This is a genomic window from Aeromicrobium sp. PE09-221 (assembly GCF_002174305.1).
In the GTDB taxonomy this organism is placed as follows: domain Bacteria; phylum Actinomycetota; class Actinomycetes; order Propionibacteriales; family Nocardioidaceae; genus Aeromicrobium.
Window position 1 is genome coordinate 13,351 of sequence record NZ_MIJB01000012.1, and the last position, 22,724, is coordinate 36,074.

The window sequence follows — 22,724 nt, forward strand, 5'->3', positions numbered from 1 at the left end:
AGTCACCTAGAGTCTGGGCTGTGAATGATCCCTACGGAGTGGCGACCGGCGAGCCGATGCGCAGCCGCTCCCCGCGATCCGATCGTCCCCGGCGCGTCTGGTTGCAAGGCGGCACGTCCACCCAAACCTGGGACTGGGACCTCGTCGCCTGGGCTATCGCCGCACTCGGCGCCGGTATCGCCGCCGCCATCCTCCTGCCCGACGCGCCCGGTCTCATCTGGATCGCCATGCTCGTCCCCGTGGTCATCGCCTTCCGCCGTTCCATCCCCCGAGGACTCCTGCGCTTCCGCGCCCACGACCTCCTCCTCGGGATCATGTCCGGCCTGGCTCTCCGTGTCATCGCAGGGTGGATGGCACCTCTCGCGACCTGGCCCACCATGGACTCCTGGTGGAGCGACGCCCTCGCCCCCGCCCTCGTCGGCCCCATCGTCGAGGAGCTCTTCTTCCACGCCCTCCTGCTCGTCGCGCTCTACACCGTCTTCCGTCGTGCGAGTCGGTCACGGCTCGCAGCCGGCACAGTGACCGCGCTCATCACCACAGCTCTGTTCGTGCTCGCCCACCTGCTCACAGATGCGCTCGACGACCACTGGAGCGGACCAGCCTCGATCGCCCTCGTCGCTCTCGTCGGCGCGCTCCTCGTGTTGCTCACGGGCCGGATCTGGAGCGCCCTCATCATGCATGTGGCATTCAACGCCTCCTATGTGAGCCTCGGGCTCATCGCCCTCATGGTGACGGGGGACGGCGGAGGCGCGGGCCTTACCTGAATGGCCACCTTCACATTGTTATGACATGTATCACATTGAGGTTGGGGGTTTCACGGTTCAGCTTGCGATATGCGACAGAAGGTCATTAAGGTTTCTCTCAGAAGGTGCGAGACTCCCTCGAACTCGTCCTTTGACCGAACGAACGCCTGGGGAAAAGCAACAAACTCGGGTTCCACCAGACCATCAGTACCGGTTGGAGAACGACCATGACCAAGTTCCGTATGAAGATAGTCGCGGCCTTCGCCGCGGCACTAGCCCTCGTCCTTGTGCCCGCCGCGGCCAATGCAGAGTACACCCCCGGCGGACCCGCCGGCGGTGCCGTGATCATCGCCCCGGGTGGCAGCGCCACGATCCCGTTCACCGGCTTCGAGCCGAACGAGAACGTGACCTTCACGCTCACCGGCGAGAATGCCGCGGGCGCCACGCTCGCGTCGCTCGCCACGGTGGTGAACAGCACATCCACCACCAAGGCCGCCGACGCCAACGGTGCCGCCAGCGTCACGGTCACGCTCCCGGAGAACGCGACGGGGACGTACACGCTGACCGCTGTCGGTTCGGAGTCCGGTGCCAGCGCCGAGGCGCTCATCGAGGTCGGCAGCTCCGGCGGTGGCGGTGGAGACCGTGACCGCGATGGCGGCCTGCCCGACACCGGTTCGACCGACAGCTCCACCATCGCGCTCGTCGCGGGCGCGGCGCTCCTCGTCGCCGGTCTCGGCGTCGCCGGCGTGGCGGTTCGTCGCCAGCGTCTGCACAGCTGAGCCGCCCTCGGTTCGACTGAGCGAAGCCCCCAGATCTCGATGATCTGGGGGCTTCGTCGTGTCCGACCGACTCAGCCGGCCTCGGTGGTGCCGCAGGCGGGAGCCGCCGACGTCGAGGCACCGGGCACCGTCGGTGTGGTCACTACGTCGAGTCGATTGGTGTAGGGGGTGCTGACGCGAACGGTGGCCGAGGCGTGCTCACCTGGAGCGAGGCTGGACTCCCAGGTCAGGACCTGTCGTCCACTGTCGGTACCGCGTCCGACCCCCGCACCGCTCGAATCCGTCGCCGACACGATCTCGGAGCCCTCGGGCAGATAGAGATAGGCGACCGTGCGGGTCACGCCCGGGGGCACGACCACGCCTCCGCCCGTGATGTATCGCGGGAGCGACGCCGCATCGGCGGGCGCGTCGTTGCGCAGCGTCACCCGGAGCAGCGCATCCGTGCCTCCGGTGTCGTTGGTGCACCAGCTGGCCCCCGACTCCAGTCGCGAGTAGTAATTCATCTTCGAGGCGGTTCCGTCGTTCAGGTATACCCCGAAGGATGTGCGCTGGCCGTCGGTAACCGGCAGCAGGCCCTGGAGTCCGGTGCCGTCGAGGGCAGCCTGGTCGTTCTCATTCTCGTTCCAGATCAGCACCCGATGCTCATCGGTGGCGCGCGTCAGCGCGTCGAGGAACCTGCGTGGATCGGCGCCGCCGCTCGTCACCGCATCGAAGACGGCGGCGGCGGTCGCCTGGAAGAACTCGTCCTGCTGTGCCGGGTCCCCGTACCGCAGGTACACCTCGTTGAGCAGGAGGGAGACGGCGTTGTCGGCAGTGATCTCATCGCCCGTCGGCAGCGTGATCGGGCCGGTGGCCTCCAGGAGATAGGAGAGAACGACCGGATCGATCGCGATGACTCCGTCGACGCGGGCACCGCGCTCACGCTCCCACATAGCCTGCGCCAGACGCGCGGCCGTGGGGAAGGACGGAACCTGCGTGACGTTCTGGATCCATAGCGCCGGCTGGTCCTCGTAGATCTGCCGCAGCTCCTCATCGAGTGGCAGGACCGCCTCGTCATGGCGCGAGAAGTCGCTCGACGACGCCTGATCCTCCAATGACAGCGCACCGCCGTCGGTGCGCAGCAGGGCCGTCGCGCCGACGATGCCGCCCAGGGATCGCCACTCGGCATTGTTCTGGAAGACCAGCAGGTACTCACGCGGCCCGTCCTGTCCGAGCATCGCGGGCGCGAGCACCGAGGCGCGGCTCACCGCATCGGCCCCGGCCCCGGCCGCACGCAGCTGATCGCCCAGGCCGTCGATGCGCTCGGCCACCGGGTCGAGCAGCGTCCGACGGTCGATCGCGTCGACGCGCACCGTCGCGGCTCCCACTCGCTCGGCGCTGAGCGTCGCTACCTCGTGCAGGCCAGCCAGCCCGCTGACATCGACCCGGCCGTCAGTCGGCCGCAGATCGTCCATCGAGAAGTCCTGTGCCACCTCGACCAGGGGTTCCAGGGCCGAGGACGCGACATCGTCGACGGCGGCCGTGGCCTCGGCCACCGCGTTCATCTGATCCCCGACCCACGGCAGCAGCTCGGCGGCACGCCACACCGGATCGGAGGTCAGGGAGCGAGCCGACGAGGTGTCCTCGGCAAGGCTGGCCGCGTGGGATGCGGTCGCCTCGGTATCGGTGATCTGCTCCCGCATCTGCTGGGCCGTCCGCTCCGCATCGCGCAGGTGCCCATAAGCGAGGTAACCGCGGACCCCGAGCCACACCGCACACAGCACCCCGATGATCGCGGCCGCGGCCAGGACCCAGAGGAACACGCGACCGGCCGAACGTGCAGCGGTGGGAAGCAGAGGGTTGGTCACCCGACGATCCTAGGGGTTCGCGCGGATTCCGCGGGTAGTTGCGTGCGTCTCGCCGATAGTACAGGAAATCGTGTACTATTCTGTCATGTCCACCGCCACGCTAAGTCATATGGATGCCCTGACCCGCCTCGGTAACGCGCTCGCGGACAGCACCAGGACACGCATTCTGATGTCTCTGCGTGATGCACCGGCGTGTCCCTCCGACCTGGCCGAGGCGCTCGGCGTGAGTCGACAGGTGATGTCCAATCAGCTTGCCTGTCTCCGCGGCTGCGGTCTGGTCGAGAAGGTCCCCGCCGGCCGCCGCAGCTGGTATCGGCTCGCCGACCCGAAACTCGGCGATGTCCTCGGTTCCATGCTCGAGCTGGTCCTCGAGGTCGAGCCCGGGTGCTGCGCGCCAGGGGGCTGCTCGTGCAACGCGTGACGGTCCCGGGCACCCAGGGCCCGGAACCGCTCAGCGCGGCGCGTCGCTCCATCTTGCAACGCCGTGTGCGATGGATCGTCGCCGCCACCATCACCTACAACCTGATAGAAGCAGTCGTCGCGATCACGGCTGGACGGGTCGCCTCCTCATCGGCGCTCGTCGGTTTCGGACTGGACTCGCTCGTCGAGGTGCTCTCGGCCGCCGCCGTCGCCTGGCAGTTCGCCGGTGCGGACCCGGCGGCACGTGAGCGTCGCGCACTACGATTGATCGCTCTGTCTTTCCTCGGACTGGCACTGTTCGTCGCCGTCGACAGTCTGCGTGTCCTGTTCGGAGCGGCGGAAGCCGAGCACACGACCGTGGGCATCGTCCTCGCGTCGCTCAGCTTGGCGATCATGCCCTTCCTCTCCTGGTTCGAGCGCCGTACCGGTCGTGAACTGGGGTCGGTCTCGGCGGTCGCCGACTCCAAGCAGACTCTGCTGTGCACCTATCTGTCCGGCGTGCTGCTGATCGGCCTGCTGCTCAACTCGGCACTGGGGTGGTCGTGGGCCGACCCGCTCGCGGCCTTGGTCATCGCCGGTGTCGCGGCGAGGGAGGGCCTCGAGGCGTGGAGGGGTAAGACGTGCTGTGCGGACGGCTGCTGAGGAGTAACGCGTCGCAGACTCGGGCACAATCGGAGCGAGGCGTGTGATGGGAGCAGACTTCGGCCTCACGTCGCCATCAACCGTCCGGGAGACGGGGAGACCATGGGGCTGGCGCTTCTGCCTGACGCTAGCGCGTGTGCACCTCCCGGTGCGGGCAGCGGTGCCCATAACGGATTCGACAGCGCCACCGGCGCACCAACCGTCGCAGACGCGACATCGCGGAGGTCCCTTCGCCTAGCGCCGCAGCGCTCGATTTCCCAGCCATAGAGTAGGGCAGATAGCGCGTGCGTCGACGGGGAACGAGGAGATCGTCTATCCGTTGAGACGCTCCGCGATCACGGTCACCGCGTCCTCGAGCTGCGTCGCGACGGCATCGTGGAACCCATCGGACTGTCCGATGGGATCGTCGATGTCCGCCTCCGTGGGACCTTCGCTGCGCTGCATCGCCGCCGATCGGACCAGAGCCGTCGGATCGGCGCCCTCGGCCCGGGGGGCGAGGGCCGCGAACTCCAGCACCGTGAAGGTGCGACGCAATGCGGCGGGAAACACCTCGAGCACCTGACCGCGATGGTCCCGTGTCGCCGTAAGGATCAGGTCAGCCTGCCGGGCGATGGACTGCGTCAGCTGCCGTGGGACGAGATCAGTCGTGGCGATTCCGCGCCGTGTCAGCCGTTGCACCACGTTCGCATCGGTACGACCTCCGTCGAGTGCCCGGACCCCGGCACTCTCGACCACGAAACGACCCGGATCGAGGCGATCGCGCAGCAACGCCTCGGCCAGCGGGGAGCGGCACACATTCGCCGTGCACACGGTCAACACCCGGAAGGTCATGGCGAGAGCGTAGCGAAAGGATAGGGTTGGTCAGCATCGACCATCTCTCGGGAGGCACCACCGCATGGATTTGAAGGACTACCTGCGCGTCCTGCGCCAGCGCTGGGTCCTCATCACCGTCACGACGCTGCTCACGGTCGCCGTCGCCGCGCTGGTGACGATCACCGCGACACCGCAGTACCAGTCGACGGCCCGGCTGTTCGTCTCCACACCATCGACGGCCACGGACGGGCAGCTGCAGTCCGGCGGCCAGTTCTCCCAGCAGCGGGTCAAGTCCTACGCGACCCTCATCAAGGGTGAGGAGGTGGCCCGCCGGGTCGTCGACCGACTGAACCTCGACGAGGACCCGAGCACGCTGATGGGCAAGATCAGCACGAGCGTCGAGCTCGACACGGTCGTGCTCTCGGTGTCGGTGCAGGACCCCTCCGCCGAGCGCGCCCAGGAGCTCACCCAGACCGTCGCCCAGGTGTTCACCGACTACGTGCGCGAGCTGGAGACCCCCGAGGGTCAGGTCGATGCTCCGGTGAAGGCCTCGATCGTCGACCGCGCCACCGTCGCCTCGACACCGATCTCGCCCCAGCCGGTCCGCAATCTCGGTCTCGGACTCGTGCTCGGACTGCTTCTCGGTGCCGGCCTGGCCGTGCTGCGCGAGGTGCTCGACAACCGCATCCGCTCGCTCGACGACATCACCAGTGTCTCCGGACAGGACATCCCCCTGCTCGGCAATATCTTCTACGACAAGGACGCCGTCCGTCAGCCGCTGCTGCGCGGCCTGTCCAGCCACCATCCGCGGATGGAGGCATTCCGGGTGCTGCGCACCAATCTGTCCTTCGTCGACCCGGGCGCCGAGCACAAGGCCTATGTCGTCAGCTCCGCGCTGCCCGGCGAGGGCAAGTCCAGCACCACCACCAATCTCGCCCAGATGCTCGCCGACGGCGGCCAGCGGGTCCTGCTGATCGAGGCGGACCTGCGCCGACCCCGCGCGGCGCAGTACCTCAACGTCGAATCGGGGGTCGGAGTCACCACGATCCTGCTCGGGCGCATCGACCTGGACGATGCGATCCAGCCGATCTCGGCGAACTTCGACTTCCTCGCCTCGGGTCGCGTGCCGCCCAATCCCGCGGAGCTGTTGCAGTCCGCTGAGATGCGAAAGCTGCTCGCCCAGGCGCGGGCCGAGTACGACATCGTGCTCATCGACGCGCCCCCGTTGTTGCCGGTGACGGACGCGGCTCTGCTCGCCTCCGTCACCGACGGGGCACTGGTCATCATCCGGCACGGTTCGACCACCACGGAACAGTACGCCAGCTCACTGGACCGGCTCGCCGCCGTCGATGCCCGCCTGTGCGGAGCGATTGTGACGATGTCGCCGCAGCCCAAGCGCCGCGCCGGCGGATATGGCTACGGCTACGGATATGGCTACGGCTATGGATACGGGTACGGCCCGGACGCCCAGCCGGGTTCGCGCGCGGAGCGCAAGCGCGACAAGAGGGCCCGCCGCGAGGCGGCCGCCGGCGAGCCGGGCTAGCAGCTACAAGCCGGCCGCGGTCCAGGCGTCGACGAAGCCGGCAGCATCGGCCGGAGCGTCCAGGTAGATCAGATCCCGGGCCTCGGCGGCCTGTTGGACGCTGTCGATCTTCTCGGCCTGGAGATCATCCGGCTCGTCCCACGCCGGACGCATGAGCACGATCGTGGTCTCGGGCCAGGTGGTCTCGATCTCATCGAGGGCGAGGGACACGCCGAAGGCGAAGTCATCGGCCCACACGACATCGGCGGTGCCGATGCTGAGGACGACGAGATCGGGGGCGGGATCCTCCAGCGCGGCGGCCACCGTGATGTCCTCGAAGAGCGTCACGCCGCTCTCGACGCGCGCTTGCGCGTCGAGTTCCGCTGCCGCCTCGTCAGCCCAGTCCTCCAGGTGGTCGTCGCCGATGAAGGCGATCACCTGTCCCGCCCCTCTCGTCGGCGATCCCTGCGGCGACGGGGAAGGGGACTGTGCGGTGTGCGGTCCCACGCTGGACCCTGCGTTCTCAGGGGCCGGTGCCGGCCGCAGCGCGAGCAGGACCAGGACGCCCACCCCTAGAGCGAGGATCGTGACACCGAGGCCCACGGTCAGCGACGGCCGGGAGTTCACCACCCGGACAGCGTAGTGGATGCCGATGATGCTCAGGTCTGCTGCGACGATCCGAGAAGTCCTCGGCCTGCATGGCGGCGAGGACTTCGGCATTCCTGGCCTTCCGCGGCGATCTCGCCGGTGACTTCGACCGCTTCCTCGGCTTCAGCCGCGGCCCGCTCTACGTCGCCACCGAGGATCTTGCGACCCTCCAGGCCGGACTCGCTGAGTTGCTCGCGCCGTACCTGCCCGATCCCGACGACGACCGCCGTCGCCTCAGCCTCGCGACCATCTTGATCCCCGAGGTGGACGCGCCCTGACATGACGATGCCCCGGCCCATCGGGCCGGGGCATCGCAGGGGAAGGTTCAGTGTGCGGCGTTGTACTTGTCGAGCACGTCGGAGGGGATCCGTCCGCGGGCCGGGACGTCGATGCCCTGCCCCTTGGCCCACTCCCGCACCTGCTTGGCCGGTGACTCCGAGGATGATCCGCCGGAGCGGCGGCCGCGACGCCGGGCATTGGCACCGGTCGCCTTTCGTCCCGCCCGGATATACGGAGCGAGAGCCTTTTCGATCTCAGCCTTCTCCGCTTCGGTGACGTCGATCTCATAGGACGTTCCGTCGAAACCGAAGGACAACGTCGGCGTGCTGCTGTCGATCTCTTCACCGCTGATATCTGAAAAGAACTTCTCAATTGTCTTCTTGGCCACGCCGTCACTGTACGGCGGAAGATAAAAGGATGCAATATCCGCGCTATTTGCCGGGGTGAACTCGAGCCGACGACGATGACGACGGTCAAGGCCCCGGAGCCGTCGCCGCAAGGGTCGAAGAGGGTGAGTTAAGGATCATGATGACTCGGAAATCAATAAGGGCCGCGCCTTTTCCTCATAGGCTGGCATCACCTCGACCGATCGGGGTGCCGATGATATCGCTGAACCCCGAACGGGGATGATTCATGACCTATGTCACGCGCCAGCCCCCAACGGCCCGCGCCGATTTCGGGGAGAGCGCACTGGTCTTTGTTTCGAAGCCAGCGACCCTTTGCCCGTTACCGCTCAGCGGCGGCGGACTGCCTCGCGCTTCATCTCGTCGACGGCCTGTTCGTAGGCGGTCACCAGCGCGGCGATCGTGAGCGGCTTGAACCGCTCGATGACCGCGGTGGCCTCGGCGGTCTGCCCCGACTGCTTGATATGCGGCCAGACCGCCCGCTTGAACAGCCCGGTCAGCTCCTCGGCGACCTGGGTGCCGTGATCGGCGAAGATCCGCCGCGCCTCGTGGGCGGCCTCCAGAGGCATGCCGATCTCCAACAGCCCGACGCCGACCCCCAGGTGCGCCGTGGCCACGCTGAAGACATCCTCGACCGGGGTCGGTTCGATGACTCCGAGGGCGGCGAAGAGCTCCAGGTCGTCATCGGAGAGCTCATGGCCGGCGCGCTTGACCAGCTGTTCGCGAGTGAGCGTCTCGGGCAGCTCGGGATTCCACGGGGCGAGCAGGGTCCGGTGCAGGGCCACCTGTGCGGGGGACGCATCCGCGGGGATCTTTTCCAGATAGCCCTCGATCGCCGCGAGGGTGAAGCCGTGGGCCTGGAGTTCGCGCACCAGCTCCAACCGCGCCAGATGGTCCGGGCCGTAGAAGACGTGCCGTCCCTCGCGGCGCGGCGAGGGAATGAGCCCGCGCCCGGCGTAGAAACGCACCGTGCGCACCGTCATGCCCACCCGGGACGCCAGTTGCTCGACGCTCAGATTCTCGCTCGGATCACCATCGGCCATCAGACTGTCTCCACTTCGCTCACCCCCGGCGCTACCACTCTGACAGTAATGGTGTCACAATCGAGAACAGCGGCGCACACCAGGCAGGTGGCGCCAGTGTCTCTATCCGCAATCGAGGACGGTCATGACCGAAGCTTTCGTCTACGACGCCATCCGCACACCGCGTGGCAAGGGCAAGAAGAACGGCTCGCTCCACGAGATCAAGCCCATCGATCTCGTGACGGGTCTGCTGGACGAGGTCCAGACGCGCAACTCCTCCCTCGACCCGCACCAGGTCGACGATGTCATCCTGGGCGTCGTCTCCCCGGTCGGCGACCAGGGTGCCGACATCGCGCGCACCGCCGTGCTGGCCTCCGGGTTCGCGCAGGAGACCGCGGGCGTGCAGCTCAACCGCTTCTGCGCCTCCGGCCTTGAGGCGGTCAACCAGGCCGCCGCTCGCGTCAAGTCCGGTTGGGAGGACCTCATCATCGCCGGCGGCGTCGAGTCGATGAGCCGCGTGCCGATGGCCTCCGACGGCGGCGCCTGGGCGATGGACCCGCGCACCTCCTTCCAGACCGACTTCGTGCCCCAGGGCATCGGCGCCGACCTCATCGCCACCATCGAGGGGTACAGCCGCGAGGATGTCGACACCTTCGCCGTCGAGTCCCAGGCGCGTGCCGCCAAGGCCATCGCCAACGGTTACTTCAAGAACTCGGTCATCCCGGTCAAGGACCGCAACGGCCTGACCGTGCTCGACCACGACGAGTTCGTCCGCGAGGGCACCACGCTCGAATCGCTCGCGGGCCTCAAACCCTCCTTCGTCGACATCGGCGATCTCGGCGGCTTCGACGCCGTCGCGCTGCAGAAGTACGTCGACGTCGAGCGCATCGATCACGTGCACCACGCGGGCAACAGCTCCGGCATCGTCGACGGCGCCGCGCTCGTCATGCTCGGCAACGAGGCCGCCGGCCAGAAGCACGGACTCACCCCACGCGCCCGCATCGTCTCCACCGCCGTGATCGGCTCGGAGCCCACGATCATGCTGACGGGCCCCGGCCCCGCCTGCCGCAAGGCCCTCGACAAGGCCGGCCTGTCCATCGAGGACATCGACCTCATCGAGATCAACGAGGCCTTCGCCGCCGTGGCGATGAAGCTCATGCGCGATCTCGGCGACTACCCGCACGAGCAGACCAATGTCAACGGCGGCGCCATCGCGATGGGCCACCCGCTCGGCGCGACAGGCGCGATGATCCTCGGCACCTTGGTCGACGAGCTGGAGCGCCGTCAGAAGCGCTACGGCATGGCCACGCTGTGCATCGGCGGCGGCATGGGCATCGCCACCATCGTCGAGCGCATCTGAGCGCCGGACCGAATTCCACAGGCTTTACAGGAGATATGGGCATGACCAGTACTGATGCGGTCCGCTACGACGTGGCCGATGGGATCGTCACCCTCACGATCGACGACCCGAACCAGAACGCCAACACGATGAACGAGACCTACCGCGCCTCGATGGAGGCCGCGGTCGACCGCCTCGCCTCCGAGATCGCCTCGGGCGGCGATGCGATCAAGGGCGTCATCGTTACCAGCGCCAAGAAGACCTTCTTCGCAGGCGGCGACCTCAAGCTGATGACGCAGGCCAAGCCCTCGGACGCCGAGGCGCTCTTCACCAATGTCGAGTCGATCAAGGCGACACTCCGCAAGCTGGAGACCCTCGGCAAGCCGGTCGTCGCGGCCATCAACGGCGCCGCGCTCGGCGGCGGCCTGGAGATCGCCCTCGCCTGCCATCACCGCATCGCCGCGGAGGGCCGCTATGAGATCGGCCTGCCCGAGGCAACGCTCGGCCTGCTGCCCGGTGGCGGCGGCGTGACCCGCACCGTTCGCATGTTCGGCATCCAGGACGCCCTCATGAAGGTGCTCGTCCAGGGCCAGCGCAACAAGCCCGAGAAGGCGCTCAGCATCGGCCTCATCGACGAGATCGTGCCCGCGGATGAGCTGCTCGACCGGGCCGCCGCCTGGGTGAACGAGAACGCCGGCAACGCGGAGGCCGCAGTGCAGCCGTGGGACGAACGGGGCTACAAGATCCCCGGCGGCACGCCTTCCAATCCCAAGCTGGCCGCCTTCCTGCCGAGCTTCCCCGCGAACTTGCGCAAGCAGGTCAAGGGCGCCGACTACAAGGCGCCGAAGGCGATCATGTCGGCCGCGGTCGAGGGAGCGCAGGTCGACTTCGACACCGCCAGCCGGATCGAGTCGCGCTACCTGGTGGAGCTGCTCGTCGGCCAGCAGTTCAAGAACATGACGCAGGCCTTCTTCTTCGATCTCGGCGCCATCAACGCCGGCAAGTCGCGTCCGGACGGCATCGAGCCGACCAAGGCCACGAAGCTCGCCATCCTCGGCGCCGGCATGATGGGCGCGGGCATCGCCTATGTGTCGGCCAAGGTCGGTATCGAGGTCGTGCTCAAGGATGTCTCCCTGGAGGCGGCAGAGAAGGGCAAGGCCTACAGCAAGAACCTCCTCGACAAGGCAGTCTCACGCGGCCGGATGACACAGGAGGCCGCCGACGAGGTGCTCGCCCGCATCACCCCGACCGCCGACTACGCCGACCTCGAGGGCTGTGACTTCGTGGTCGAGGCGGTCTTCGAGTCCGTCGAGCTCAAGCACTCGGTCTTCGGCGACCTCGAGCCGGTCGTCAAGCCCGATGCCCTGCTGGGCTCCAATACCTCGACGTTGCCGATCACTCTGCTCGCGCAGGGCGTCAAGCGGCCCGAGGACTTCATCGGCATCCACTTCTTCAGCCCCGTGGACAAGATGCCGCTCGTGGAGATCATCGTCGGCGAGAAGACGTCCGATGAGGCCATCGCCCGCGCGATCGACTACACCAAGCAGATCAAGAAGACGCCGATCGTCGTCAACGACAGCCGCGGCTTCTTCACCTCACGGGTGTTCGGCACGCTGGTGATGGAGGGCGCTCAGTTGCTTGGCGAGGGTGTCAACCCGGTCCGCATCGAGCGCGCCGCCTCGCTCGCCGGCTTCCCCGGTCAACCGCTCGCGATGATCGACGAGGTCTCGCTGACCCTGCCGCAGAAGATCAACGCCGAGGCCAAGAAGGCCGCCGAGGACGAAGGTAAGGCCTTCCCCGACAGCCCCGCGATGGACGTCGTCAACAAGCTCGTCGATCTCGACCGCAAGGGCAAGGCCGCGGGCGCGGGCTTCTACGAGTACCCCGAGGACGCCAAGAAGTACCTGTGGCCGGGCCTCTGGGACCTGTTCGTCAAGGATGATGTCGACATCCCGGTCGAGGACATCCAGGAGCGGTTGCTGTTCATCATGAGCTTGGAGACCATCCGGTGCCTGGAGGAGGGCGTGCTGCGCACGGTCGCCGATGCCAATATCGGTTCGATCTTCGGCATCGGATTCCCGCCCCTGCACGGCGGTGCGTTGCAGTACGCCAATGGCTACGAGGCGGCGGACGGACGCATCGGCATCCAGGCGTTCACCGAGCGCGCGCAGCAGCTGGCTGAGCAGTACGGTGATCGTTTCGCTCCGCCGAAGCTCCTGCTCGACAAGGCGGCCGCGGGCGAGAACTTCGCCTGACGTTTCGCTGACGACGATGGCCCCGGACTCACAGGAGTCCGGGGCCATCGGCATCTCACCAGAGTTGAAGTTCAAAGTTTGACATAGTCTGAACTTCGTTGGAGGTAAGCCCTACTGGCTGCGCGTGGCGGGGGAGCGGGTCTTGTCCGGATCGGTCTCGGGCAGATCGCCGAGGACGTCGTCGATCGCGGCAAGGGTGTCGGCATCGAGGGTCCGTCCGGCGGCCTCGACATTGTCGGCGACCTGCTCGGGGCGGGAGGCGCCGATGATCGCGCCGGCGATGTTGTCATTGCTGAGCACCCAGGCCAGGGCCAGCTGAGCGAGGGTGAGCCCCTGGCCGTCGGCGATCGGCTTCAGCCGTTGCACCGCCTCGAGGGTCTCGTCGTTCATGTAGCGCTTGATCATGTCGGCGCCGCCCTTCTCATCGGTGGCGCGTGAGCCGGCGGGCAGCTCGCCGCCGGGCGTGTACTTGCCGGTGAGCACGCCCTGAGCCAGCGGCGACCAGACGATCTGGGACACCCCCAGCTCGCGCGAGGTCGGCACGACGCGCTCGTCGATGACGCGCCAGAGCATCGAGTACTGCGGCTGGTTGGAGATCAGCGAGATGCCGAGGTCCTTGGCCAGATGATGCGCCGCGCGGATCTGATCGGCGGTCCACTCACTGACACCGATGTAGAGGGCCTTGCCGGCGCGCACGACATCGGCGAAGGCCTGCATGGTCTCCTCCAGCGGCGTCTCATAGTCGTAGCGGTGCGCCTGGTAGAGGTCGACGTAGTCGGTCTGCAGTCGCGACAAGGAGGCGTCGATGGCCTCCATGATGTGCTTGCGCGAGAGGCCCATGTCGTTGGGGCCGCTCTGCCCGGCCGGCCAGTACACCTTGGTGAAGATCTCCAGGGACGAGCGGCGCTCACCCTTCAGGGCTTTGCCGAGGACCGTCTCGGCGGCACCGGCCGCGTAGACATCGGCAGTGTCGAAGCTGGTGATGCCTGCGTCGAGCGCGGCACGGACGCAGTCGGTGGCGACATCGTTCTCCACCTGCGACCCGTGGGTGAGCCAATTGCCGTAGATGATCTCGCTGATCTTCAGACCGCTGTTGCCGAGGTATCGAAACTCCATGCCTTCACGCTAGCGCGCCGCCCCGTCCCCGGCCCCGGACCCGACCCCGTTGAGTGTGACGTTTGGACGGTGAAATCGGGGTTTTCGGCGTCCAAACGTCACACTCAACGGGTTCTCTCGAGGGTCTCGGCGGCCTGGGCGATATTGCGTTGCATGCCGCCGAAGACGATCCCGTGGAAGGGATAGATCGACCACCAGTAAAGGTGGCCGAGGAGGCCCTTGGGATGGAAGATCGCCCGATGGTGGAAGGTCGTGGTGCCCCCATCGGCCTGCCCGACCCTCATCTCCAGCCACGCCAGACCCGGCAGCTTCATCTCCGCACGCAGCCGCACGAAGGCATAACCATCCGTCTCCTCGACCCGCCAGAAGTCCACCGCGTCGCCGACGCGCATCCGGGCGCTGTCGCGGCGTCCACGGCGCAGCCCGGGACCCCCGATGAAGCGGTCCACGAGGCCGCGTATCTCCCAGGCCAGCGGCCAGGAGTACCAGCCGTTGTCACCGCCGATCCCGTCGATCACCTGCCAGAGGTGCTCGGGTGAGGCGTACACCTCACGGGTGCGTTCATCGGTGTAGAGGGTCCCGCCCGACCAGTCCGGGTCCGAGGGCAGCGGCTCGCTCGGGGCGCCCGCGGTGGCCGCCGAGGACCAGCGAGTGGGGACGTCGAGGTCCCGGATGCGGGTGAGGGCCAGCTCGACCGACCGGTCGAAGCCGACGAGGCCCTCGGGAGGATCGGGGATGTACTCGGCGATATCGTGCTCGCTCGCGACGACGGTATTGCGCAGGCTCTCGACGAGGGGCCGGGCGAGAGCGGCGGGCACAGGGGTCACCAGGCCGACCCAGTGACTCGACCACCAGGGAGACAACACGGGGACGGGCAGAACTCGTCGTCGCGGCAGCTCGGCCACGTGGGCGTACCGCTGCATCATCTCCAGATAGGTGAGGACATCGGGGCCGCCGATGTCGAAGCGCCGGTTGATGTCATCGGGGAGGTCCGCGCTCTCGGTCAGATAGCGGAGCACGTCGCGGACCGCGATCGGTTGGATCCGTGTGTGCACCCACCGCGGCGTGACCATGACCGGCAGCCGTTCAGTGAGGTAGCGCAGCATCTCGAAGGAGGCCGAGCCCGAGCCGATGACCACGCCCGCCTGGAGCACCGCGGTCGGGACTCCCGAGTCGAGCAGCGTCTGCGCCACTTGCGTCCGTGAGCGTAGGTGCTCGGACAGTTCCTCATCCTTCGGCACCATGCCGCTCAGGTAGACGATGCGGCGTACGCCGGCGTCCTGTGCGGCATCGGCGAAGGTCTGGGCGATCTGTTGTTCCTGTTCGGCGAAGCCGCCACCGGTGCCGATGGAGTGCAGGAGATAGTAGGCGACGTCGACACCTTGGAGGGCCCGGCGGACGTCATCGGCCGCGGTCGCGTCGCCCTGGGCGATCTCGACCCGTCCGGACCACTCGCGTGCCTGGGCCTTGGCCTCGTCGCGGACGAGGACGCGCACATCATGGCCCGCATCGAGGAGCTGCGGCACCAGTCGCCCGCCGATATATCCTGTGGCTCCGGTCACCAGACTGCGTGTCATCTAGCCAGTCTGGGTCAGGGAACGAGACTCCGCTCGTCGCGCGTGGAGAGGGTGAGCACGACCTCGGTCACGTTCTCGTGCTTTTCCAGCTCTGCTTCCAAGGAGCGGAGGCGCTCGGCGACCTGGTGTTCGGGACGATCGCCGGCGATGTCGACGGCGGCGACGATGAACAGCTGCGCGGGTCCCACGTACTCGATGTGCAGATAGGTGACGCGATCGACGGATGGATGGTCCAGCAGCTGGCGCAGTACCTGCACGCGGGTCGTGGTCGCGACTCGCTGGCCGCGCAGGAACTCGCTGTTGCGGGTGATGAGGAAGACCGCGACAAAGCCCAGCAACACGCCGATGAGGATGGATCCCGCTGCGTCCCAGATCGCGTCGCCGGTGATCTGGTGCAGCGCGAGGCCGCCGGCGGCGAACAGGAGGCCCAGGAGGGCTGCGGCGTCCTCGGCGAAGACCGCCCGCAAGGTCGGGTTGGAGGTCCGGCTGACGTAGGAGAGGGTGCGCATCTTCATCCGCTCCCCGCCCCGGCTCGCCTGTCGTAGCGCCTGGACGAAGGAGGTGCCCTCCAGGGCGAAGGCGATCGCCAGGACGATGTAGGCGATGGTGTAGTCGGCCTCGGTCTCCGGGGCGGTCAGCTGTTGGACGCCGTGCATGATCGACACGACCGATCCGATGGTGAACAGCCCGAAGGCCGCGAACATCGACCAGATATAGGTTTCGCGGCCGTAGCCGTAGGGGTGCTGGCGATCGCGACGGCGCGAGCCGCGCTTCTCGGCGACGAGGAGGAAGATCTCATTGCCGGTGTCGGCCCACGAGTGCGCGGACTCGGCGACCATCGAGGCCGAGCCGGTGATGGCGGCGGCGATCGACTTCGCGCTCGCGACCACGAGGTTGGCGGTGAACGCGATGACGACGGTCAGCAGGCTCCCAGCGGGCACCCGTCCATCGTGTCACGATTCGCACCCGCTGCCGGGTGAAGCGCTCACCCACCCTGGGCGGTGAGTAGGCGTCCATTCACGCGATGGGGCGGTGAGTAGGCGTCCGTCCGTTCGCCGGGAAGGACGCTGTCTCACCGCCCTTGGTGGCCGGCGAGCAGATCGCGATAGCGGTGCGTGGTGAACCACCGCCCCGCCCACCCCGCGCGGACGTCTGTCGTGTGGGACAGTGCCGTCATGAGCGACGAGTCGAATCTGCGCAGCATCCACCTCTCGCGGACAGCCCAGGGCCGGTACCGCATCGAGAATCCCCGCGGGGGCGTGCTCGAGATCGGGCACGGCGAGGATGCCGACTTCACGCCCGTCGAGCTGCTGCTCGCGGCGATCGCCGGGTGCACCGCGATCGATGTCGACTTCCTGACCACCAAGAAGAGCGAGCCCTCGCGCTTCGATGTCTCGGCCTCGGGGATCAAGGTCGCCGACGCCGACGGCAATCGCCTCGAGGACATCGTCATCGGCTTCGACGTCACCTTCCCCGATGACGACGCGGGCCGGCAGATGACCGAGCGCCTGCCCACCGCGGTCGAGCGCTCGCACGACAGGCTCTGCACCGTCTCGCGCACGGTCGAACTCGGCACGCCGGTGACCACCGGGCTCAGCTCCTGAGCACGTCCGCGAAGAGCACGATCGACTCGTCCACCGCCTCCTGCGCGGCCCGGGACACCATGCCCATGTCGAGGAATCCGTGGATGAGCCCGTCATAGCGGCGCAGGATCACCGGTACCCCGGCCTTCTCCAGGGCGGCGGCATAGGCCTCGCCCTCGTCGCGGAGGGGATCGAACTCCGCCGTCAGCACGACAGCGGGTGCGAGTCCCTCGAGGCTCTCAGCCCGCAGGGGCGCGTAACGCGGATCCTCGACCGGCGGCGTGCCCGGCGCGTACTGCTCCATGAACCAGGCCATCGTCGGGGCATCGAGGAAGTAGCCGTGGGCGTTCTCGGCGCGGGAGGGGTAGTCGGCCGCCGGATCAGGGTCGACCGCCGGGTAGATGAGGAACTGGGCGGTGACCGTCGGCACGCGCTGCGCCGCGATAGCGGCGAGGTTGCCGCCGGCGCTGTCCCCGGCCACCCCGAAGCGATCGTCTCCGCCGTACTCGTCGAGGCGCGTCGCGAGGTACTCGGCCGCTGTCACGGCGTCATCGGCGGCAGCCGGGAAGGGATGCTCCGGTGCGAGTCGGTAGTCGAGCGACACGACGACCGCCTCGGCACCGCGGCAGATGGCTCGTGCGGCATTGTCGTGGGTGTCGAGATCGCCGACCACCCAGCCTCCTCCGTGCAGGAACAGCACTGTGGGCGCGGGGCCGGACGTCTCCGGACGGTAGACCCGAGCCGGGCGTTCGACGATGACGGTCTCCTCGACGGAGCCGACGGGAATGACCTGATCGGGGGTGCGGGCATCGACGGTTAACGCCCTCATCGCCGCCCGCGCGCCGTCGACGCCGAGCTCGGGCATCCCGGGACCGGCGTTGACGAGATCGAGCAGACCCGTCAGCTGGGGGTCGAGCGGCATCAGAGCCTCCTCGTCGGGTCGGCGCCGACGGCACCCTTGGCCTCGACCCAGAAGTCCAAGGCGAGGTCCTCGTCGCGGCCTCCGTTGAGGTAGACGGAGAAGTCGGTGACTCCCTCGGCCTCGAGGACATCGTCGTCGATGAAGAAATTGCCGGTCACCTCGCGTGACGGTTTGGTGAGGATCGCGTATGCGGCGTCGGCCATGATCTGCGGTGTCCGCGACGAGGTCTCCAGTCCCGGACCCACCACATTGCGCACGGCGGCGGTGTCGATCGCGGTGCGCGGCCACAGCGAGTTGGCCGCGATACCGTCGGCGCGCAGCTCCTCGGAAAGCCCGAGCGTCACCAGGCTCATGCCGTATTTCGCGATCGCGTAGCCGGTGTACTGCCCGAACCACTTCGGATCGGTCAGCAGCGGCGGCGAGAGCGTCAGGATGTGTGGATTGGCCGAGGCGCGCAGGTGCTCGATGCAGAGCTTCGACAACAGGAAGGCGCCGCGGCTGTTGATCTGCGTCATCAGGTCGTACTTCTTCATCGACAGGTCCTCGGTGCGCGAGAGATCGATCGCGCTCGCATTGTTGACGACGAGGTCGATGCCGCCGAATCGTTCGGCGGTCTGGGCGACGGCATCGGCGACGAAGGCGTCGTCGCGGATATCGCCGACGAGGGGAAGCGCTTGGCCGCCGGCCTCCTCGATCGCCTGCGCGGCGGTGTAGATCGTGCCGGGGAGCTTGGGATGCGGCTCGGCGGACTTGGCCAGGAGGGCCACATTCGCGCCGTCGCGTGCCGCGCGGACCGCGATCGCCTCGCCGATGCCGCGGCTGCCGCCGGACATGATCATCGTCGTACCTGCCAGGGACATCGAGAACCTCCGTCGTGTCGGATGTCCTACCAGCATGGCCTAAGGTCGGCGCATGGTCACCTCTTTGCGGAGTTTCGACGAGCTCGCCGCCGCGCGGTGGAGCTGCCGCGGCTACGAGCCGGAGCCGGTCCCCCAGGAGATCCTCGAGGCGATCGCGACCACGGCGCAGCGGGCTCCCTCCTGGTGCAACACCCAGCCGTGGCACACCGAGATCGTCAGCGGTGCAGAGCTCGACCGGTTGCGCAAGGCCCTCGCCGAGGATGGGCGTTGGGGGAGCGACTTCGCTTTTCCCGAGCGTTATGAGGGCGTCTATCGTGACCGGCGTCGCGAGGTGGCGTGGCAGCTGTACGACGCTGTGGGCGTCGAACGCGGCGACCGGGCGGCCTCCGGAGCGCAGACGATGCTGAACTTCGAGTTCTTCGGCGCACCGCATGCCGCCTTCATCACGGTGCCGACGGCGCTGGGCGTCTACGCACTGGCCGATGCGGGAGCCTATGTCCAGACCTTCCTGCTGGCGGTCGAGTCCCACGGTCTCGGCGCGATCGCGCAGGCGGCGCTCGCTCAGAAGGCCGATTTCCTGCGCGAATGGTTCGATTGGGACGAGGACCGAAGTCTGGTCTGCGCCATCTCCTTCGGCCGGCCCGATCGCGGGCATCCGGCCAACTCCTTCCGCAGCCATCGCGTGCCCGTCGCCGAGGCGGTCCGCTTCCATGGGTGAGCACCTGACCCATTACGGTGAGCGGGTGAGCGACATTCCCCACTGGTATTCCGCGGCCCTCGCGCAGCATCCCGAGGTGGTGTCGCTCGAGGTCGAGGGCACCTCGATCCGCTACCGGGCCTGGGGGCCGAAGGGTGCGCCCGTCGTCGTCCTGGTCCACGGCGGCGCGGCGCACGGCGGCTGGTGGGATCACATCGGACCGCATCTGGCCGCCGAGCACCGAGTCCTGGCCATCGACCTCTCCGGTCACGGCGACAGCGGGCGCCGCAAGAGCTACGACCTGGAGACGTGGGCACGCGAGGTGGTGGCGGTGGCGGACGCCGAGTCCGATGAGCCACCTGTGGTCTACGGGCACTCGATGGGTGGGTTCGTTGCCCTGACTGCGGCTCGTGACCACGGCGAGAGGCTCCGCGGGGCCGTGGCGATCGACTCGCCGGTGCACAAGATCTCTCCGGAGTCGAGTGCGCGCAGCGATCGGAGGGTCGATGAGAAGCCGCGGCATTACCCGGATCGTGAGACGATCCTCGGCCGCTTCCGGACGCTTCCCGAGGACGACGTCCAGTTGCACTATGTCGTGCGGCATGTCGCGGAGGGATCGGTGATCGAGGACTCCGAGGGGTGGCGCTGGAAGTTCGACCCACGGGTCTTCGTCAACTCGATGATGGAGCCTGAGGACCTGCGCGGGGCCGCCTGCGATGTCGCGCTGCTGCGCGGCGAGCGGGGAATGGCGACGATCGACATCACGGAGACGGTGCGCGAGCGACTCGGCGGGACCGTGCCGGTGACCGTCATCCCCGATGCGGGCCATCACATCATGCTGGACCAGCCCGTCGCGCTGATCGCGGCACTGCAGACCTTGCTCGGACAATGGAGACCCACGCGATGAAAGAAGGCACGATGACCGATGTACTGGTGGATCGCCGCGGTGGCGTCCTGCGCATCACGATCAACCGTCCCGACCGGCTCAACGCCCTGGACACCGCGATGGTCGAGGCGATCAGCGATGCTCTCGCGGATGCCGAGGGCGTGCGGGTCGCGGTGATCACCGGTGAGGGGCGGGCCTTCTCGTCGGGTGCGGCGATGGCCAAGGACACGGTCAATCCCGGCATCCTCGAGGCGATCGACCGCCTCATCCACACCATCACCGAGGCTCCGTTCCCGGTGGTCGCGGCCGTCAACGGCATCGCGGCCGGTGTGGGCTGCTCCATCGTGGTGGCCTGCGATGTCTCCGTCGCGAAGACCTCGGGCTATGTGCTGCAGGCCTTCGTCAACATCGGTCTGATGCCCGACGGCGCGGCCACCGAGCTGCTGGCGGCGTCGATCGGCCGTACCCGTGCGATGCGGCTGATGCTCAGCGGCGAGAAGCTGGCGGCTGAGCAGGCCTTCGAATGGGGGCTGCTGACCCAGGTGGTGCCCGATGACGACTTCGATGCCGCGGTCGAGCAGACCGTGGCGGGCTTCGCGGCCGGGCCGACCCGCGCCTATGCGAAGACGAAGGAGGCGGTCAACGCCGCCAGCCTGCCGACACTGGGTGCGAGCCTCGATCGCGAGGCGGCGGGTCAGACCGAGCTCGCCGCTACTGCCGACCACGCCGAGGGCAAGGCCGCCTTCGTCGAGAAACGCGCCGCTAGCTTCACCGGCCACTGACCGCAGGCCGTTCTCGCCGCAGTCCCCGAAGGTAGGCACGAGGGCTCCGTTGACGAGGGTGATGGATCGCCTCGACCGGGCCGCCCGGCACTCGGACCGGCGGTGCGAGGTTCAGCCGCGGAGGGCGCCGACACCGAGGACGGCGGCGAGGCCCAGGGCGCTGCGCGGGTGGTACGCGGCGGTCCAGAGTCCGCCGTGGGCGGCGTTCTGCGCCTCATCCATCCACGGCTCGGCCTGCGGCGTCTCCCCGGCACGCAGATCGTGCACCAGGAGCGCGGCCATCAGCACATTGCTCGTGGCGGGGTCGAAGACCTCGACCCCGAAGCGGTGCGCACCGGCGTAGGCGGCCGCGAGGGCCTTGTTCTTGATGACCGATCGTGTGCGGGTCGCGGGAGCGACGTTGAGCGATACGAGTGCTCCGTCGTGTCGCGCCGAGGTCGCACGCCATCGCTGGAGCCGCTTCGCGAAGGCGTAGTTCGGGCCCTGCTGGGGGACGAGGGCGTCGCAGATGCCCATGTCGGCCCGCGGCGGGTAGTTGCGTTGCAGGAGCCGTCCGCCGCTCACGACCCGCAACGGGGTCCGCAGGAAGCGCGAGCCGTGGCTGTACCGGTCATTGGCCGTCACGACCTCCGCGCCGTGGACCGCGAACACGTCGGTGGGAGTGGCGAGGAAGGCCAGCGCGGTGTCGGGGCGTCGCTGACGCACGTGGGTGCCGAGCGCATCGGCCGCCATCGACACGAGGACGTGTGTGCCGCCGTCGGCGTAGCAGTAGTTGCCGAGCACGAGTCGTCCGTCGATTCCCTCGAGCCACTGGGCGATGGCCGGGAGCTCGTGGACGATGTCCGCCCCGGCCTCGCTCGCGTCGTCGATGACGATGCGGGCGGGCAGGTGCACGCGACCTGCGCCGGACTCGGCGTGCTCGCGGATGCGCTCCTGGATGTCGTGGCGCGGCAGATCGAGGGCGACGACTTCCGCGCCCCAGCGCAACAATGCGCGGTAGGGACCCATCTCGGCGCCCGCGCCGAGCACCGCGACGGTATCGCCCTCAAGGCGCAGCCACTCGGGGTTCTGCTGGACCCGGGTCACGGCTTGTGCGCAGGAGGCGGTGATGACACCGTTCGCGACCCACGCGTCGAGCTGGTCGGTCAGCCGGCGCCCGCGGAGCCGCTCGCCGCGGTACGGGATGGTCAGTTCGGTCTCCGGTTCGGCGCCACCCTCGATGGTGCGGGTGTGGAAGGCCTGCGTGACCCGGGCGCTGTCGGTGGCTTTGCTGAGCGGCACGTCATCGAAGCGGAAGCGCTCGGTGGCGGCCTGGAGTCCGGCCTCGGCGATGGCGACCGCGGCCTCCGGCGATCCGATGCCCGCCTCCACGAGACGGGTGAAGTGCGCCAGATAACCCCGACGCCAGTTGGTCTCGTTCTCGACAGCTCGCGCGCCGACCGCGTCGACATCGCGCAACGCCTCGGCCACGACCTCCCGCGCGGTGGCCGAGGTGCTGTCGCCTGGAAATCTCACTCCCGACGTACTCATGAACGTGAGACTAGCCTCGGGTTCCGCATCGGCGCGAACGGAGGCGGCGCGCCGCTGA

Annotated in this window: 23 protein-coding genes; 12 read left to right on the top strand and 11 right to left on the bottom strand. The window is 68.0% G+C overall.

The genetic code is table 11. The features are described 5' to 3' along the window. Positions 1 to 20: 20 nt before the first annotated feature. Both BHE97_RS06970 and BHE97_RS06975 read left to right on the top strand, forming a co-directional pair. The gene (locus tag BHE97_RS06970) at positions 21 to 764 is read left to right on the top strand and encodes a CPBP family intramembrane glutamic endopeptidase (protein WP_170931313.1); all 744 of its coding nucleotides are present in this window, start codon (positions 21 to 23) and stop codon (positions 762 to 764) included. Between the two features lie 206 nt (positions 765 to 970). Further along, complete coding sequence (locus BHE97_RS06975) at positions 971 to 1,522, top strand: LPXTG cell wall anchor domain-containing protein (RefSeq protein WP_087623321.1); 552 nt, start codon at positions 971 to 973, stop codon at positions 1,520 to 1,522. A 71-nt stretch (positions 1,523 to 1,593) separates the two neighbouring features. On the opposite strand, the gene BHE97_RS06980 is transcribed toward BHE97_RS06975, so the two are convergent. Then, positions 1,594 to 3,369: a DUF4012 domain-containing protein gene (locus BHE97_RS06980; RefSeq protein WP_201791343.1), complete on the bottom strand. Its 1,776-nt coding sequence runs from the start codon at positions 3,367 to 3,369 to the stop codon at positions 1,594 to 1,596. An 85-nt stretch (positions 3,370 to 3,454) separates the two neighbouring features. On the opposite strand from BHE97_RS06980, the gene BHE97_RS06985 reads away from it, so the two are divergent. Further along, positions 3,455 to 3,790, top strand: a complete 336-nt coding sequence (locus BHE97_RS06985; protein WP_087623322.1) for a metalloregulator ArsR/SmtB family transcription factor — start codon at positions 3,455 to 3,457, stop codon at positions 3,788 to 3,790. Beyond that, a complete protein-coding gene (locus BHE97_RS06990) occupies positions 3,778 to 4,431 on the top strand; it encodes a cation transporter (RefSeq protein WP_343286115.1) in 654 nt (217 codons plus the stop codon). The genes BHE97_RS06985 and BHE97_RS06990 overlap by 13 nt, the downstream gene beginning before the upstream one ends. Positions 4,432 to 4,743: 312 nt before the next feature. Here the strand turns inward: BHE97_RS06990 and BHE97_RS06995 are convergent, their stop codons facing one another. After that, complete coding sequence (locus BHE97_RS06995) at positions 4,744 to 5,262, bottom strand: hypothetical protein (RefSeq protein WP_087623323.1); 519 nt, start codon at positions 5,260 to 5,262, stop codon at positions 4,744 to 4,746. Positions 5,263 to 5,326: 64 nt separating this feature from the next. On the opposite strand from BHE97_RS06995, the gene BHE97_RS07000 reads away from it, so the two are divergent. Continuing rightward, positions 5,327 to 6,787 carry a polysaccharide biosynthesis tyrosine autokinase gene (locus BHE97_RS07000; RefSeq protein ID WP_087623324.1) on the top strand — a complete coding sequence of 487 codons (1,461 nt, stop codon included), beginning with the start codon at positions 5,327 to 5,329 and terminating at the stop codon, positions 6,785 to 6,787. A 3-nt stretch (positions 6,788 to 6,790) separates the two neighbouring features. Here BHE97_RS07000 and BHE97_RS07005 read toward each other — a convergent pair whose 3' ends face one another. Next, positions 6,791 to 7,396: a hypothetical protein gene (locus BHE97_RS07005; protein ID WP_140400014.1), complete on the bottom strand. Its 606-nt coding sequence runs from the start codon at positions 7,394 to 7,396 to the stop codon at positions 6,791 to 6,793. A 68-nt stretch (positions 7,397 to 7,464) separates the two neighbouring features. On the opposite strand from BHE97_RS07005, the gene BHE97_RS07010 reads away from it, so the two are divergent. Next, positions 7,465 to 7,692 (top strand): hypothetical protein, encoded by a 228-nt coding sequence (locus BHE97_RS07010; protein WP_087623326.1) that lies wholly within the window; start codon positions 7,465 to 7,467, stop codon positions 7,690 to 7,692. A 47-nt stretch (positions 7,693 to 7,739) separates the two neighbouring features. On the opposite strand, the gene BHE97_RS07015 is transcribed toward BHE97_RS07010, so the two are convergent. Both BHE97_RS07015 and BHE97_RS07020 read right to left on the bottom strand, forming a co-directional pair. Beyond that, the gene (locus BHE97_RS07015; RefSeq protein ID WP_170931314.1) at positions 7,740 to 8,081 is read right to left on the bottom strand and encodes an Lsr2 family protein; all 342 of its coding nucleotides are present in this window, start codon (positions 8,079 to 8,081) and stop codon (positions 7,740 to 7,742) included. 345 nt (positions 8,082 to 8,426) lie between these two features. Next, positions 8,427 to 9,140, bottom strand: coding sequence for a MerR family transcriptional regulator (locus tag BHE97_RS07020; RefSeq protein WP_087623328.1), 714 nt, complete (start codon positions 9,138 to 9,140; stop codon positions 8,427 to 8,429). Positions 9,141 to 9,264: 124 nt separating this feature from the next. Between BHE97_RS07020 and BHE97_RS07025 the strand changes: the two genes are divergently transcribed. Further along, positions 9,265 to 10,479 carry an acetyl-CoA C-acetyltransferase gene (locus BHE97_RS07025; protein WP_087623329.1) on the top strand — a complete coding sequence of 405 codons (1,215 nt, stop codon included), beginning with the start codon at positions 9,265 to 9,267 and terminating at the stop codon, positions 10,477 to 10,479. A 41-nt stretch (positions 10,480 to 10,520) separates the two neighbouring features. Further along, positions 10,521 to 12,713, top strand: a complete 2,193-nt coding sequence (locus BHE97_RS07030; RefSeq protein WP_087623385.1) for a 3-hydroxyacyl-CoA dehydrogenase NAD-binding domain-containing protein — start codon at positions 10,521 to 10,523, stop codon at positions 12,711 to 12,713. Between the two features lie 111 nt (positions 12,714 to 12,824). Here the strand turns inward: BHE97_RS07030 and BHE97_RS07035 are convergent, their stop codons facing one another. From BHE97_RS07035 to BHE97_RS07045, 3 genes are all read right to left on the bottom strand, one after another. Then, on the bottom strand, positions 12,825 to 13,829 hold the full coding sequence (locus BHE97_RS07035; protein WP_087623330.1) for an aldo/keto reductase family protein: 1,005 nt from the start codon (positions 13,827 to 13,829) through the stop codon (positions 12,825 to 12,827). A 104-nt stretch (positions 13,830 to 13,933) separates the two neighbouring features. Further along, positions 13,934 to 15,406, bottom strand: coding sequence for an SDR family oxidoreductase (locus BHE97_RS07040; RefSeq protein ID WP_087623331.1), 1,473 nt, complete (start codon positions 15,404 to 15,406; stop codon positions 13,934 to 13,936). Between the two features lie 14 nt (positions 15,407 to 15,420). Continuing rightward, positions 15,421 to 16,347: a cation diffusion facilitator family transporter gene (locus tag BHE97_RS07045; RefSeq protein WP_236757568.1), complete on the bottom strand. Its 927-nt coding sequence runs from the start codon at positions 16,345 to 16,347 to the stop codon at positions 15,421 to 15,423. Positions 16,348 to 16,581: 234 nt separating this feature from the next. On the opposite strand from BHE97_RS07045, the gene BHE97_RS07050 reads away from it, so the two are divergent. Next, positions 16,582 to 17,010 carry an OsmC family protein gene (locus tag BHE97_RS07050; RefSeq protein ID WP_087623387.1) on the top strand — a complete coding sequence of 143 codons (429 nt, stop codon included), beginning with the start codon at positions 16,582 to 16,584 and terminating at the stop codon, positions 17,008 to 17,010. Here BHE97_RS07050 and BHE97_RS07055 read toward each other — a convergent pair. Further along, complete coding sequence (locus BHE97_RS07055; protein ID WP_087623332.1) at positions 17,000 to 17,911, bottom strand: alpha/beta hydrolase; 912 nt, start codon at positions 17,909 to 17,911, stop codon at positions 17,000 to 17,002. The two genes, BHE97_RS07050 and BHE97_RS07055, sit on opposite strands and share 11 nt — an antisense overlap. Continuing rightward, positions 17,911 to 18,771: an NAD(P)-dependent oxidoreductase gene (locus BHE97_RS07060; protein ID WP_087623333.1), complete on the bottom strand. Its 861-nt coding sequence runs from the start codon at positions 18,769 to 18,771 to the stop codon at positions 17,911 to 17,913. Before BHE97_RS07060 ends, BHE97_RS07055 begins: the two co-directional genes overlap by 1 nt. 52 nt (positions 18,772 to 18,823) lie before the next feature. Here BHE97_RS07060 and BHE97_RS07065 point away from each other — a divergent pair, with 52 nt between their 5' ends. From BHE97_RS07065 to BHE97_RS07075, 3 genes are read left to right on the top strand one after another with little or no spacing between them, the layout of a single operon-like run. Continuing rightward, positions 18,824 to 19,489, top strand: coding sequence for a nitroreductase (locus BHE97_RS07065; protein ID WP_087623334.1), 666 nt, complete (start codon positions 18,824 to 18,826; stop codon positions 19,487 to 19,489). Between the two features lie 25 nt (positions 19,490 to 19,514). Further along, positions 19,515 to 20,375, top strand: a complete 861-nt coding sequence (locus tag BHE97_RS07070; protein WP_201791344.1) for an alpha/beta hydrolase — start codon at positions 19,515 to 19,517, stop codon at positions 20,373 to 20,375. 11 nt (positions 20,376 to 20,386) lie between these two features. Continuing rightward, positions 20,387 to 21,136, top strand: a complete 750-nt coding sequence (locus tag BHE97_RS07075; protein ID WP_087623388.1) for an enoyl-CoA hydratase — start codon at positions 20,387 to 20,389, stop codon at positions 21,134 to 21,136. A 111-nt stretch (positions 21,137 to 21,247) separates the two neighbouring features. Here BHE97_RS07075 and BHE97_RS07080 read toward each other — a convergent pair whose 3' ends face one another. After that, complete coding sequence (locus tag BHE97_RS07080; RefSeq protein WP_087623336.1) at positions 21,248 to 22,666, bottom strand: hypothetical protein; 1,419 nt, start codon at positions 22,664 to 22,666, stop codon at positions 21,248 to 21,250. Positions 22,667 to 22,724 lie beyond the last annotated feature (58 nt).